Annotated in this window: 14 protein-coding genes and 1 tRNA gene; 7 read left to right on the top strand and 8 right to left on the bottom strand. The window is 59.3% G+C overall.

Features of this window, described 5'->3' with window-relative positions:
• Window positions 1–10 precede the first annotated feature (10 nt).
• From OF385_RS11550 to OF385_RS11540, 3 genes are all read right to left on the bottom strand, one after another.
• Window positions 11–802: an amino acid ABC transporter permease gene (locus tag OF385_RS11550; protein WP_264275492.1), complete on the bottom strand. Its 792-nt coding sequence runs from the start codon at window positions 800–802 to the stop codon at window positions 11–13.
• 111 nt (window positions 803–913) lie between these two features.
• Window positions 914–1,702, bottom strand: coding sequence for an ABC transporter substrate-binding protein (locus OF385_RS11545; RefSeq protein ID WP_264275491.1), 789 nt, complete (start codon window positions 1,700–1,702; stop codon window positions 914–916).
• 172 nt (window positions 1,703–1,874) lie between these two features.
• Window positions 1,875–3,212, bottom strand: coding sequence for an isochorismate synthase MenF (locus OF385_RS11540; RefSeq protein WP_264275490.1), 1,338 nt, complete (start codon window positions 3,210–3,212; stop codon window positions 1,875–1,877).
• Window positions 3,213–3,502: 290 nt separating this feature from the next.
• Between OF385_RS11540 and OF385_RS11535 the strand changes: the two genes are divergently transcribed.
• Window positions 3,503–4,600 carry a polyprenyl synthetase family protein gene (locus OF385_RS11535; protein ID WP_264275489.1) on the top strand — a complete coding sequence of 366 codons (1,098 nt, stop codon included), beginning with the start codon at window positions 3,503–3,505 and terminating at the stop codon, window positions 4,598–4,600.
• Window positions 4,601–4,681: 81 nt separating this feature from the next.
• Here the strand turns inward: OF385_RS11535 and OF385_RS11530 are convergent, their stop codons facing one another.
• Genes OF385_RS11530 through OF385_RS11520 form a run of 3 tightly spaced genes read right to left on the bottom strand, consistent with a single transcriptional unit; the run spans window position 4,682 to window position 7,051 of the window.
• Entirely contained in the window at window positions 4,682–5,194 is a 513-nt protein-coding gene (locus tag OF385_RS11530; protein WP_264275488.1) for an HIT family protein, read from the bottom strand.
• Window positions 5,194–5,628, bottom strand: coding sequence for a hypothetical protein (locus OF385_RS11525; RefSeq protein ID WP_264275487.1), 435 nt, complete (start codon window positions 5,626–5,628; stop codon window positions 5,194–5,196). Before OF385_RS11525 ends, OF385_RS11530 begins: the two co-directional genes overlap by 1 nt.
• A 19-nt stretch (window positions 5,629–5,647) precedes the next feature.
• Window positions 5,648–7,051: a PucR family transcriptional regulator gene (locus OF385_RS11520; protein WP_264275486.1), complete on the bottom strand. Its 1,404-nt coding sequence runs from the start codon at window positions 7,049–7,051 to the stop codon at window positions 5,648–5,650.
• 114 nt (window positions 7,052–7,165) lie between these two features.
• On the opposite strand from OF385_RS11520, the gene OF385_RS11515 reads away from it, so the two are divergent.
• The 3 genes from OF385_RS11515 to gabT all read left to right on the top strand — a co-directional run bounded on the left by OF385_RS11515 (window position 7,166) and on the right by gabT (window position 10,469).
• A complete protein-coding gene (locus OF385_RS11515) occupies window positions 7,166–8,773 on the top strand; it encodes a sodium-dependent transporter (protein ID WP_264275485.1) in 1,608 nt (535 codons plus the stop codon).
• 2 nt (window positions 8,774–8,775) lie between these two features.
• Window positions 8,776–8,928, top strand: coding sequence for a methionine/alanine import family NSS transporter small subunit (locus OF385_RS11510; protein ID WP_022874198.1), 153 nt, complete (start codon window positions 8,776–8,778; stop codon window positions 8,926–8,928).
• Between the two features lie 197 nt (window positions 8,929–9,125).
• Window positions 9,126–10,469 (top strand): 4-aminobutyrate--2-oxoglutarate transaminase, encoded by a 1,344-nt coding sequence (gene gabT / locus OF385_RS11505; RefSeq protein WP_264275484.1) that lies wholly within the window; start codon window positions 9,126–9,128, stop codon window positions 10,467–10,469.
• A gap of 92 nt (window positions 10,470–10,561) precedes the next feature.
• On the opposite strand, the gene rarD is transcribed toward gabT, so the two are convergent.
• Window positions 10,562–11,500: an EamA family transporter RarD gene (gene rarD, locus OF385_RS11500; protein WP_264275483.1), complete on the bottom strand. Its 939-nt coding sequence runs from the start codon at window positions 11,498–11,500 to the stop codon at window positions 10,562–10,564.
• A 258-nt stretch (window positions 11,501–11,758) separates the two neighbouring features.
• Between rarD and htpX the strand changes: the two genes are divergently transcribed.
• A complete protein-coding gene (htpX, locus tag OF385_RS11495; RefSeq protein WP_264275482.1) occupies window positions 11,759–12,637 on the top strand; it encodes a zinc metalloprotease HtpX in 879 nt (292 codons plus the stop codon).
• Window positions 12,638–12,760: 123 nt separating this feature from the next.
• On the opposite strand, the gene OF385_RS11490 is transcribed toward htpX, so the two are convergent.
• Window positions 12,761–13,249: a YajQ family cyclic di-GMP-binding protein gene (locus OF385_RS11490; RefSeq protein ID WP_022874194.1), complete on the bottom strand. Its 489-nt coding sequence runs from the start codon at window positions 13,247–13,249 to the stop codon at window positions 12,761–12,763.
• Between the two features lie 181 nt (window positions 13,250–13,430).
• Between OF385_RS11490 and OF385_RS11485 the strand changes: the two genes are divergently transcribed.
• Together OF385_RS11485 and trxA are read left to right on the top strand one after the other, a co-directional pair.
• A tRNA-Tyr gene (locus tag OF385_RS11485) sits at window positions 13,431–13,512 on the top strand.
• Between the two features lie 136 nt (window positions 13,513–13,648).
• Complete coding sequence (gene trxA, locus OF385_RS11480; RefSeq protein WP_264275481.1) at window positions 13,649–14,023, top strand: thioredoxin; 375 nt, start codon at window positions 13,649–13,651, stop codon at window positions 14,021–14,023.
• The last annotated feature ends 1 nt before the right edge of the window (window position 14,024 follow it).

The raw sequence follows: 14,024 nt of genomic DNA, 5'->3' as shown, positions 1-14,024 counted from the left end.
CACTGCCTTTCTAGCGCTTGGTCTTTGCCGTGCGGGATTCGAATTTACGGGCCACCAAACTCAACGGAATGGTAATCACCAGGTAAAACAGACCCGCAACAACTAGCGGTGTGATACCAGCGTCCAACTGCGTAATGCCGTCGCGACCAAATTTGGTCATTTCATACTGGGAGATCGTTGCACCAAGAATGAAAGCCAACGAGGTGTCCTTGGTGAGCAGGATGATCTCGTTGGTCATTGGAGGAAGGACGATCTTGAACGCCTGTGGAATCACAATGGTGACCATGGCACGCCAGGCTGGCATGCCCAGAGAACGGGCTGCCTCTGTCTGTCCCTTCGGAACAGCCTGCAGGCCCGCGCGCAGGGTTTCTGCGATGTAGGCGGCCGAGACCAGACCCAAGGCGCACATGACGTTGATCGACTGTGGCCACTGGGTGCCGAATGCCTGTGGCAAACCCAAGCCAAAGGCCAGCAATACCAGGATGGCTGGAATGCCGCGGAAGAATTCGATGAATGCAGTGGCGAACCAGCGGTAGGGGGCGAAGCTGGCCATCTTCATCAGGGCCAGGATCAAACCCAGCGCTAGACCGAAGGCGAAGGAAATGATGGTGTAGAAGATCGTATTCTTCAGGCCCACCAGGATCATGTCCGGGAACATCGGACCGAGCTTGTCGAATGAGAAGAACGCGTAGGACGCTTTCTTCCAGTCCACAAGCGCGGCGAGAGCGATGATGATGACAAAGAAGAGCACAATCTGAATGGTTTTGCTCATCCGGGCGCGCTGACTTGTAGTCATTGCCATTGGTTTGTACCTCTCGTAAAGGTAGCGGGGGTTCGGGCAGCAAGTATGCCGATGGGCATGATTTGCGTGGCGAACCCCCGCTCGGTAGATCAATCCGTGTTCAGAGGAGAATTACTTCTCGCCGAACCACTTCACGGTCAGCTCTTCCATGGTGCCGGCATCGGTCAGGCGCTTGAGGGTGCCATTGACCAATTCCAAGGTGTCAGCCTGGTCCTTGGGCACGGCAACACCGAGCTGCTCGCCGGTCTTGAAGTTAGCGACAGCCTTGTAGTCTGACTTGTCCTTCACCGCGTAGCCGAGCACCGACTGGTTGCCCAAAACTGCTTCAACCTGGTTGGCCAGCAGGGCCTGGGTCTGCAGACCGGCATCTTCGAAACCGACCAGGTTCTCCAAGCCGTTTTCCTTGCCGTACTTTTCACCGGTGGTGGCCTGCTGGACGCCGACCTTCTTGTCCTTGGCGGATTCAAGATCGGTGATGCCCGAACCGTTCTTCGCAATCAGAACCAGGTCATCATCCATGTAAGGGGTGGAGAAGTCCATCTTCTCCTTGCGTGCATCGGTGATGGAGATCGAAGAGATGGCGATGTCGCACTGGGTGCTGAACAGTCCCGATTCGATGGAGTCGAAGCTGGCATCGATGACGTTCAGATCCAGCTTGGCGTCCTTGGCGATTTCTGCAGCGACGTCCATGTCGAAGCCTACGTTCTCGCCGTCCTTGACGAATTCGAAGGGCTCATAAGGGATGTCCGAGCAGATGGTCAGCTTGCCCTCGTTGAGCGGGAAGGAAGCGCCTTCGGACTCTGAGCTGGAGCCGCTGCTGGAACCGCAGGCGGTCATGGCAAGAACTGCTACGGAGCTGAGCGCGATGGAAGCGGCGAATTTTTTCTTGGGGCTACGCATAGGATCAAAACCTACTTTCGGGTCATTGCGAGTGGATCACTGCGATGCCCCAATCATAACCGCGCTTACACCAGCACGAGACGCACTTCACATACGTGTCATTGAGAGCAAGGAAAATTTACGCTAATGAAATATTCGCCCGACATCTGGCTTTGCCCTACTCGGCAAGGAACTATTCGGCGCCCAGCGCTTGGCGCATGGGTCGCATTTTCGCCCATGACTCGGCCAGCTCATCCTCCGGAACAGAACCGGGCACGATGCCGCACCCTGCATACAGGCGCATCAGTTTTTCGTCTTCCAGGATTCCGCCACGCAAGGCAATACCGAATTCGCCGTCGCCGCGGCTATCAACCCAGCCCACCGGCCCGGCGTAGGGGCCGCGATCCATGCCTTCCAGCTCCCGCAGCAGGACTCCAGCTTTTTTCGTCGGAGTGCCGCAGACGGCTGCCGTTGGGTGGAAGATCTCGGCGACATCCAGCGCGGAAGGCAATGCTCCGGAGGCATCGGCCCGCAGCTGGGCTCGCACGTCGCTGGCCAGATGCCACACATTGGGCAGCTGCAAGATGAACGGCTCTTCCGGAGCGCTCATGCCATGGGAAATCGGATTCAGCGAGTCGGTCAGCGAATCAATGGCCAGCTGATGCTCGTTGCGCTGCTTGGGGTCTTCGAAAAGATGATGCTGGGCGAAGCCCGGCTCATCCGCCCCGGCCGCAGCGCGGTCCAAGGTGCCGGCCAAAACGCGGGCTTCGGCCAGGCCATCGGTGACACGCACCAGCATCTCCGGGGTAGCGCCGACCAGCCCGTCAACGCTGTAGGTCCAGCAATTGCCATAGCGTTCGGTCAGCGCGTGGACGACCTTGGATAGATCGATCGGCGTGCTGCTGTGGGCGAGCACATCGCGGGCCAGCACCAGTTTCGAAATGCCGCGCTCTTCGAAATGGCCCAGGGCCTTGTGGACCGCCTGGACGTAGGAGCCCGCGGTCAGCTGACCGCTGGTGAGCTTGATGCTTCCCGCACCGCTCTCGGTGATAGCGGCATCGTCCATGGCGGCGTTCGCGCGGGCGAGGGCCTGCTCGAAGGTGGCGCCTTCGAGTTCTTCGGCGGTGCCGGTGAGCGTTATCCAGGCGGTGTGCTCATCGCGGCCGATGACCAGCTGCGGAATGATCATGCGCGATTCGAAGACGCTGGTGAAGGAGAAAGCAAAGGAGCCGAAGCTGACCAACCCGGTGCCAGGGCGATGGAGCGGATCCGTGATCGCGGCGTTCTCGATGACCTGTGCAAACCAGGCGCGGGCACGGGCGAAGCGTTCCTCGCCGTGGGTGTGCAGGCGCGCGGCCGTGCCGAATCCAACTAGGCCATGCCCGTTGCGGGTCCAGACGAGGCTTCGGTGACGCAATGAGTCGTCAAGCAAGCTCGGGGGAGCATCAACATATTCAAAGGTGACACTGGTGAGGCTAGGAGCCGAGAGCTGATGGGCGCTGGCGCTGAGGACGGGCGAATCTGCAGACATGATAAGGCTAAGCCTACCGCGCAATGCCGGGGAAAATGCCGTGCAGGTGTCCCCAGTCACGACTGTGAGATATGGCGGGTCTGGTGATAACTGCTGGCTTCAGCCGGTAAACTCTAGAGCGAACTGCTAGGTCGCTGGCCCGCCTGCACGTGCGCGTTGCGACCGTGCCAGCAACCAGTGGCGGACAGCATCGGCTAGAGTGAAGAGATGTTTGTCTGCATGATGCAGGCAGTAAAGTCTTCGCATACCGCGATGGCCACCCCGATGAAAGATAAGTAAGCCGTAGAACAGTGACTGATTCGAAGAGCAACTGGACCGCAGCCGGACATGAAGTGTCGGACTCGATTGAGCTGAATCCTGAAACCGCTGCATTAGCTGCGGCGATCAATCTTCCCTCGGGCTTTGCGATGCTTGCCGAGGACCCGGACTTCGGGCCGGCGATTTCCATGGGCATGGCGAAGGTTGAAAAGCTGCTGCGCGATGCGCTGGCCAATTCCGATCCATTGATCGATGCCTCCAGCAGGCACTTGGTTGAAGCCGGCGGCAAGCGGGTACGCCCGTTGCTGGTGCTGCTCACCTCCTTGCTCGGCCACGGTGTGACCGACGAAGTGATCAAGGCCGCCGCCGTGGTGGAATTGACCCACCTGGCAACCCTGTACCACGATGACGTGATGGATTCGGCTCCACTGCGCCGCGGTGCCCCCACCGCCCATGAGGTCTGGGGCAACTCCGTGGCCATTCTTGCTGGCGACCTGATCTTCGCCCGCGCGTCGGTCTTCGGCGCAGACCTGGGCCCCGAGGCTGTCATGTGGCAGTCGCGGACCTTCGAGCGCCTGTGCCTGGGCCAGCTGCACGAATCCATCGGACCGCGTGATGGCGATGATGAAATCGAGCACCACCTGCAGGTCATCAGCGACAAGACCGCTTCCTTGCTCTCCACCTCGGGCGCTTTCGGAGCCCGCTTCGGTGGCGCGCCGCAATTCATCGAGGTATTGCGCGAATACGGCGAAAAGATAGGCGTTGCCTTCCAGGTTGCCGATGACGTCATCGACCTCGCCTCGGACAAGGTCGACTCGGGCAAGACCCCGGGCACCGACCTGCGCGAGGGCGTTCCAACCCTGCCGATCCTGCTGCTGCGCCAGGCCGCGGCGGACGGGGACGAACAGGCGGCACAGGCCATCTCACTGGTTGATGCCGACCTGTCCACCGACGAGGCGCTGGCCAAGGCCGTGGAAGCAGTGCGCGCCCACTCGGCCGTGCACGACGCGTGGAAGGCCGCGCGCCAGTGGGCCGATGACGCGATCGCATCGCTGGCTCCGCTGCCCGAGGGCACCGTCAAGCAGGCGCTGATTTCCTTTGCCGATGCCGTGGTGACCCGCGAGGCCTAGGCGGAAATAGGAACCAAAGAGAAGAGCGGCTCATGAAGATCAAAATCTTCATGAGCCGCTCTTCTTTTTCGTCTTGGAAAATCAGCGGATGATCTGTGAAGCCTGCAGTGGTTCGGGATGCTCTGGGGAGAACAACGCCTGACGCAGTTGCGCAGCCTTCACCGCCCGGTCCTGCACCGAGACCCGGTGGCGCAGCTGCCGGTACAGTTGGTCATCGTGATAACGGGGGAACACATGCTGGTGATAATGCCACACGTGCTGGTTCCCGGCCGGCTCGTTGTGCTGCCGGGTGCTGGTGCCTTCCGGATCCCAGGCCAGTTTCATGGCCAGGGCCACGCGCCTGGTTTCCTTCATGATGGCCGCTCCGGTGGCATCATCCAGATCGTAGAGCGCTTCCAGATGCCTGGTGGGGATGATCATGGCATGCCCACCGTAATTTCCGAACCCATCACAGGCCATGATCGCTGCCACCAATTCGGTCTGATAGATCAGATCGGTAGGCGCGCAGAGATTGTCCTGGCTATAGGGCAGGTCCTGTACCAATTCGCAGAACGGGCACTGGTAGCCGGCCGGTTGATGGGATCGGTGGAGCACTAGTCCTCCAGCTCGGCAGCCAACTCGTCAAAGACCCATGCGAACATGTCCAGAGTGAATTCGCTGAACGTGCCTTCCTCGCTGGTCCAGGTGCCCTTGGCATTGTTGCGGCGGTAGACAATGGGATCGGGGACATCGAGTTGCGAGGCTTTGAATGCCCAGACGAACTTTTCCTCTTCGTCTTCGAGGAACAGCAGATGTCCGTCTTCGATTTCCAGTTCTTCGGGGTCGAAGAAGTAATGGTAGGCCTCCATGAAATCTTCATTGTTGCCTAGTGCGAGGTAGAACTCCTCGAGCACAAACGGGATGGAGACCTTGGACTGGGCTAGGGCTTCTCGCAGTTCTTCACTGCTCAGCCCGTCGGCTTCATCCCACTGGTCATCCAGATATTTGGGGACCAGGGAGCGGAACTTCTCTAGAAACATGTCAGCCATGTGTTAATCCTATTCGAGATTAGCCAAGCTCAAGTGCGCTCAACGCGATCCACAGCTGGACTCGGTCGCTTGTCACATTCGGGTCGTAGCCCGAAAGCTCCGAAATCTGCTGCATGCGATAGCGCACGGTATTGCGGTGCAAGCCCAGCGCTTCGGCCACGGTGCCGACTGATCCGTCGCGATTGAGGTATTCGCGCAGGGTCAGCAGAAGGTCGGAATCGTGAGTGGCATCGAAATCCTGAAGCGGGCCCAGGGCCTCGGCTGCAAGGTCTTGCAGCGGCACATCGCGTGCCGCCAAGAGCAGCGACGTGAGGGAGAGCTTGGTGGGGACATTGATCCGTTCGCCATGGCGCAGGGATTCAAGGGCCTCAAAGTAGCTCCAGCGGATTCCCGTGGTATTCGAGTAGCGGCCACCGTAGCCCACCCGGGCCGGGATCCCGGCGGCTTCCAGATACTCATCGAGGTGCTTGATGGACAACTGCACCTTGCTATGCGCGACAATGACCGCCAAACGGCCTTCCATCATTGCCGAGACCTGCGAGGAAAGATCCGCAGGCAAGGGCAGAGTCTGCAGCCGATCGGCCTGGGAGGAGGCCTGCACCAGGATCACCGAGTGCTCGCGCTGCGGGTTCAGGCCCAAGGCGCCAAGGCGTCCGGCGGCATCGGCGCCCACAAGCGTCCCGGCAGCGAGGTCGGCCAGGACCTGCCCGTTGGCCTGGCGCTGCGAGGCGCGCAGCCGGGATTTATTGGCCATCTCCAAGCCGATGAGGGATTGGGCATAATCCACCACAGGGTCATGGACATAGGGTTCAGCCAGGTGCAGGATGCACTTATCGCGCAGGCCGGTGGCTACCGGCAGCTCGTGCCAGCTGCGCTCCGGGTCGTAGTCGCCGCTGATCACTTCGCCGTGAAGGCTCAGTGCCACCTCGGTGCCGAGCATCCGGGAAAGTTCATCGAGCATGCTGTCGAGGTCGGAGGAGAGCAGGGACCGGGCCAGCTTCTGGTGGGATTTGAGCAGGTTCTCCACGCGCTTGAGGTGATCGGCGTTCATGGCTTCGGCGATCAGCCGGGTAATGGCAGCGAAAGGAACCTGGTAGGGGACTTCGAATACCGGAAGCCCTACTTCGCGGGCGGCGATGATCGTGGCTTCGGGGACCGTAGCGTGTTCCAAGCCGGTGCCGAATCCGAGGGCTACCGCATCATTGGCGGCCAACACGCGCACGAACTCACGCTGGGCGGCCTTCGTTTTCTGGCGCACACCGGTGGTCAAGACGATTTCGCGTCCGGTGAGGAATTTCGAGGGATCGAGCAACTCGGTGATGGCTGACCAGGTGATGACCATGTCATCACGGTGGGTGTGTTCGGTCATCGGGCGGAGATCGAGCTCGTCATGCTCCAGAAGTCCGCGTAAACTAATTGCCATGGAGCCATTCTAGTTGGCAGACAGAAAGTTCCCATTTCAGCAAAATGCTCAAATAATGGACACACGTTATCCAAAATTGACCAGAATGTGAACTTTTTGCAGTAGCTTAGACACATGAGCTCTCCATCTTCGAAACAGGGCGCTCCACTCGCATCGGAAAAGCGTGAGACTTTCAGTTCACGAAAGCTCTTCATTCTTTCCGCGGTTGGTTCGGCCGTTGGTCTGGGAAATATTTGGCGTTTCCCATACGTCGCCTACGAGAACGGTGGCGGTGCATTCCTGATCCCCTACCTCGTAGCTATCCTCTGCGCAGGTATTCCACTGCTCTTCCTCGACTATTCGATCGGGCACCGCTATCGCGGTTCGGCCCCGCTGGCTTACCGACGGGCCAATCGCAAAACCGAAATGCTCGGTTGGTGGCAGGTACTGATCTGCTTCATCATCGCCATCTACTACGCCGCCATCATCGCGTGGGCTGCCATGTTCTGCTGGTTCTCGATTACCAAGGCTTGGGAGAAGAACCCCGACGGAGCCGAAGGCTTCTTCATGAATGACTTCCTGCAAGTCTCGGATACCGTGGGCATCTCCTTTGACTTTGTCGGAAATATCTTCACGCCGATGCTGTTCGTCTGGCTGATCGCCATCGTGATCATGGTCGCCGGCGTGAACAAGGGCATCTCGCGCGCTAACGGCATCTTCATGCCGCTGCTGATCGTCATGTTCGTGATCCTCGTGGTCCAGTCGGTCTTCCTGCCCGGTGCAATCGACGGCCTGAACGCCTTCTTCACCCCGAACTTCGAAGCGCTGCAGGACCCCGCAGTCTGGGCGGCGGCCTTTGGCCATATCTTCTTCTCGCTGTCCGTTGCCTTCGGCATCATGGTGACCTACTCGTCCTACATGAAGCGCAAGAGCGATTTGACCGGTTCGGGCTATGTGGTGGCTTTCGCCAACTCTGGCTTCGAACTGCTCGCCGGTATCGGGGTTTTCGCAGCCTTGGGCTTCATGGCGCATAACGCCGGCTCCAGCGTTGACGATGTGGCAACCAGCGGCATCGGCCTGGCATTCATTGCCTTCCCGACCATCGTCTCGCAGGCTCCGCTGGGTTCGCTGATCGGCGTGCTGTTCTTCGGCTCGCTGGTCTTCGCAGGCCTGACCTCGCTGATCTCGATCCTCGAAGTGATCGTCGCGGCCTTCCAGGACAAGCTGGGCTGGAAGCGCACTCCGGCCACCTTGGTTGTTGTCCTACCAGTGGCCGTGATTTCGATGCTGCTCTTCCCGACCACCACGGGCCTGTACCTGCTGGATACCATGGACGCTTTCGTGAACCAGTTTGGCATTCTCGCCTGCGCCCTGGTCTTGGTCATCGTCTTCGGCGCCGGACTTGGCATGCTGCCAAAGCTGGCCAAGCACATGAACCGCCACAGCTCCATCAAGCTGAGCACCGGATGGAAGGTCCTGGTGGGCGGCATCGGTCCAGCGGCCCTGGGCTACATGCTGATCAACGAGGTTCAAGCCAAGATCAACGAGTCCTACTCCGGCTACCCGCTGTGGTTCAACGGAGTGTTTGGCTGGGGCATGGCAGGTCTGCTGATCGTCGGCGCCCTGGTCCTGTCCCTGGTTCCGTGGAGCAAGAACTCCAAGATCAATGACCCCGAGTTCGAGCAGCATCAGCGAAACGTTGAGGCCGAGGAACTCTCGGAAACAGCCGGAAAGGAATACTAGCCATGAGCGGCATCGCTATTGTCTTCATGATTATTTCCATGCTGACCATCTGGGGCGGCCTGGCCCTGGCTTTGATCAACCTCTCGCGCCACCCCGAAAAGGACGACGACGATGTGATTGAAACCGCTGGAACCGCAGGAAGCAACAACCTGTAATTCCATGACCCAGCAGCAAATACCTCCTCGTGTCGAGCATCACTTGGCACGGGGAGGTATTTTTCTGTGCAGATGCACTATTGATCCCGGAGCTGGTTGTGCCAATTCTGGTGGTCGCAAAGGGCCACGGAGAATATTCTTCTTGTAAGAACACGTCGAGCCACGCGCTCGTAAAACCATAGTGAAAGGACAAGCAGGTGGACGTTAGCTACCGCATTGAACAGAAGCGCAAGATCAACGGGCCATTCCCCGGCCCAAAGTCGGAAGAACTCGCCGCACGCCGCGCCAAGGCAGTTGCCGCCGGCGTAGCTTCCAGCCTGCCGGTCTACGCGGCAGACGTTGACGGCGGCATCATCGTTGATGTCGACGGCAACCAGCTGATCGACCTGGGCTCGGGCATCGCCGTGACCACCGTGGGCGCTTCCAACCCAGCTGTGGCCCAGGCTGTGGCAGAGCAGGCCCAGCGCTTCACCCACACCTGCTTCATGGTCGCTCCGTACGAAAACTACGTCGCGCTGGCTGAGAAGCTCGCTTCGATCACCCCGGGTGACTTCGAGAAGCGCGCTGTCTTCTTCAACTCCGGTTCCGAAGCAGTCGAGAATGCCATCAAGGTAGCCCGCATCGCCACCGGCCGCCAGGCAGTTGTCGCCTTCGACCACGCCTACCACGGCCGCACCAACCTGACCATGGGCCTGACGGCCAAGGCAGCCCCATACAAGCGCGGCTTCGGCCCCCTGGCGCCGGAGATCTACCGCATGCCAATGAGCTACCCATTCCGCGAAGAGAACCCGAACATCTCCGGCAAGGAAGCCGCAGAGCGCGCCATCCTGGCCATGGAGAAGCAGATCGGCGGCGACCAGATCGCTGCGATCATCATCGAGCCAATCCAGGGCGAGGGCGGCTTCATCGTTCCTGCCACCGGCTTCCTGCCACGCGTTGCCGAATGGGCCAAGGAGAACGGCATCGTCTTCATCGCTGACGAAGTCCAGGCTGGCTTCGCCCGTTCCGGCGCATGGTTCGCTTCGGACATCGAGCAGATCGAACCGGACATCATCACCGTTGCCAAGGGCATCGCCGGCGGCATGCCGCTGTCGGGCATCGTCGGCCGCGCCGACCTGCTGGACTCGGTCCACGGTGGCGGCCTGGGCGGCACCTACGGTGGCAACCCCGTAGCTGTTGCCGCAGCGCTGGAGACCATCAAGTTCATGGAAGAGCAGGACCTGCCAGCTCGTGCCCGCGAGATCGAAGAGAAGTTCTTCGCCCGCTTCACCGCCTTGCAGTCCGCCTTCCCATCGATCGGTGAAGTTCGCGGCCGCGGTGCCATGATCGCCCTAGAGTTCGTCAAGGCTGGCGGCAAGGAGCCAGATGCTGATCTGACCAAAGCCATCGCAGCCGAGTGCCTGGCCCAGGGTGTTGTCATCCTGACCTGCGGCACCTACGGCAACGTTGTTCGCCTGCTGCCACCGCTGGTCATCGGCGACGAACTGCTCAATGACGCATTCGACGTTCTGGAATCGGCGATCCGCAAGTTGGCCGCCTAGTATCTCGGTTCCAATCACAAGAACTCGGGCTTCGGTCTCCCAGGAGGGAAACCGAAGCCCGAGTTCGTTAACGGCCCGACAGGCGGTGGTGCCTAGTTGATTTTCTTGGGCTCTGGCAGGCGGCCTGCCCTCGGCGCGCGAAGCATATCGATCAGGACGAAGATGACCGCGATCCACACCAGGATGAAGCCCATCCAGCGCTCAACGGGCATATGCTCTCCGAAGACCAGGACACCGAGGATGAACTGGAGCAGGGGAGCGATGAACTGCAAGGAACCCACCGTGCTCAGTGGAAGGCGGCGGGCCGCGCCACCGAAGAGCAGCAGCGGGACCGCGGTGATGATGCCGCTGGAGGCCAGTAGCAGGACGCTGGCCCAATTGCTGTCCAGCAAGGTGGAACCGGATGTCTGGGAAAGCCAGATGACGTAGATGATCGACAGCGGGGTCAGCCACAGGGTTTCGATGCTCAGCGCTCCCAGGGCGCTGCCCTTGGTGCCCACCTTGTTCTTGACCAAGCCGTAGAAGCCGAAGGAGAAGGCCAGTCCCAGGGAGATCCATGGCACGCGCCCCAGGCCTACGGTCAGGACGATCACCGCGACGGTGGCCAGGCCAACCGCGGCCCACTGCAGCGGGCGCAGCTTCTCCTTGAGCACAATGACTCCGAGCAAGATCGCGACGATCGGATTGATAAAGTAGCCCAGCGACGCCTCCAGCACATGCCCGGTGAGCACCGCGAGAGCGTAAAGCACCCAGTTGGCTGCGATCAGGACACTCGCGAGAGCCAACTGCCCCATGGTCTTGGTGTCGCGGAACATCGTAGCGAATTGGCGGATCTGAGAAGTCGCGGCCAGCAGGATGAAACAGAAGATCAGTGAGAACAGAACACGTACCGCCACGAACTCCACCGCGGAGATCTGCGGGAGCAACAGGAAGTACGCGGGGAGCAGTCCCCAAATGAGGTAGGCCGAAGTGCCTTGGATCAGCCCGTAGCTGTGTTCAGAGCGGACGGGTGTGGTGGTGCTTGATGACATTCAGGATGTACGCTTTCGAGCTAATGTGATTCAGATTAGGCGGATCTCACGTGCAAAAATTTCACTTCTCAACTACTAAGCTACAACGTCGCAGGGCCAGCTTTATTCCCCGCTGAGCGTCATCTGCACGCTCAATCGAGTTCCATGCATCGCACGATTCAGCAGATGTTCAAAAGCCGGAACCAGCACAGGCTTCCATCCGTTGACTAGACTAGGAATCACCATCTTGGTCTTTGTCATTTAGGGGAGTGCGTTAAGGTGCATGGACATAACAACGGACTGAAAACAGCATTGCTGCTTGGCGGAATGTTCGCCTTGCTCTTAGCTATCGGTTCGCTCATTTCTGCCGGGACCGGCAGCTCGATGTTCATCTGGGTTTTCGCGCTGATCGGCCTGGGCACCACGGCGTACGGCTACTGGAACAGCGACAAGCTTGCGCTGCGTTCCATGCATGCCTACCCGGTGAGCGAAGCCGAGAACCCGATGATGTACCGCATTGTGCGCGAATTGTCGATGAACGCCCAGCAGCCGATGCCGCGGCTCTACATTTCGCCTACTTCATCGCCCAATGCCTTTGCTACCGGACGCAACCCGCAGAACGCGGCCGTGTGCTGCACGGAGGGCATCTTGCAGCTGCTCAACGAGCGCGAATTGCGCGGAGTGCTGGGCCATGAGCTGATGCATGTTTATAACCGCGACATCCTCACCTCTTCGGTGGCTGCGGCCATCGCGGGAGTGATCACCTCTATCGCCCAGTTCCTGATGTTCTTCGGTGGCGGTGGCAGCAATGAGAACCGCAACGTCAATCCGATCGCTTTGATCGCCCTGTCCTTGCTGGCTCCGCTGGCCGCCTCCATTATCCAGATGGCCGTGAGCCGCACCCGCGAATACGATGCCGACGAAGATGGCGCCAAGCTGACCAACGATCCGTTGGCCTTGGCCAGCGCGCTGCGCAAGCTCGAATCCGGGATCTCCCAGGCGCCGCTGGCCTCCAGCGACCAGAAGCTGGTCAACAGCTCGCACTTGATGATCGCCAACCCTTTCGGTTCGCGACTGAAGCAGATGTTCTCCACGCACCCGCCGATGGACCAGCGCATAGCCCGTCTTGAAGCGATGGCCGGGGGCCGCCAGTACTAAGAGGCACAGGACTTCAACGTCTGCGCCGAGATAGCATGACGTTAAATAAGCAGTGGAGGCGGCTTCCCCGATAGGGAAGCCGCCTCCACTATTCTCTCGGCACGTTTGGTGCCGATGCCATGTCTAGCGGAAGTTCACGAACTGCAGGTCTGCTTCTTCGAAGTCACGCAGCAAGGCCATGGTGGCCTGCAGGTCGTCGCGGGACTTGGAGGAAACGCGCAGCTCGTCGCCCTGGATAGTCGACTTGACGCCCTTAGGGGCCTCATCGCGAATCAATTTGTTGATCTTCTTGGCGACATCCTGAGCGATGCCTTCCTTGATGCTTGCTTCGATGCGGTATTCCTTGCCCGAAGCGAAAGGCTCGCCGGCATCCAAGGACTTCAGCGAGATGCCGCGCTTGATCAACTTGGTCTGGAAAACGTCGAGGACCGCATTGACGCGCTCTTCGGAGTTAGCTTTCATCAGTATCTTCTCGCCGCTGAAATCTACTTCAGCACCGACGCCCTTGAAGTCGTAGCGCTGGGAGATTTCCTTTTGCGCCTGGTTCATCGCATTGGCGACTTCCTGGCTATCAACCTTGCTGACGACGTCGAATGTGGAATCACTAGCCATGTGAATACTCCTAGCTGTAACGGGTCTGATTCGCTACATAGCCTACCGGTTTTGCGCCCTGAAAACGGGCTGTGATCAGGCTTACAGGGAAAAGAGCCCCCTCGATTTCACTTCGTCGAAAATCTCCTGTAGAGTTATTTCTCGTTCCGACAAGAACAAATGTTCTTGAAAGAGCAATCTCGGCAGATTACCCGAGTGGCCAAAGGGGGCTGACTGTAAATCAGCTGGCTATGCCTTCACTGGTTCGAATCCAGTATCTGCCACAAACAACTCCCGGATCCTTGATCCGGGAGTTTTTTGCATTCCGGACAAGGATTCATTGTGATCCGGATCTATTCCCGCTCTCAATGAAGATCACCTTTCTACGTATTTCATCTGAAATTCGGCTACCGTATAGGCATGGCAACTCGAAATGTGAGCGAAGACGACTTCGCGAAGTTGATTGAAGACAACGACATCGTCCTCGTGGACTTCTGGGCTGATTGGTGTGGACCGTGCAAGCAGTTTGCTCCGGTTTATGATCAGACTTCGGACAAGTTCACCGATGTTGTTTTTGCCAAGGTGGATACCGAAGCCGAGCAGGGCCTGGCGCGTGCAGCCAACGTGACCTCGATTCCTACCATCATGGCGTTCCGCGAACAAGTTCTCGTCTTCTCGCAGGCCGGTGCCTTGAACCAGCCGCAGCTCGAAGACTTGGTCACCGCGGTCAAGGGTATTGATATGGGTGAAGTACACAAGCAGATCGCCGAGGAAGCCGCCCAGGCCAACTCCTAAG

The organism is Glutamicibacter sp. JL.03c, assembly GCF_025854375.1.
Classification (GTDB): domain Bacteria; phylum Actinomycetota; class Actinomycetes; order Actinomycetales; family Micrococcaceae; genus Glutamicibacter.
This window is presented reverse-complemented; position numbering and strand designations above follow the sequence as displayed.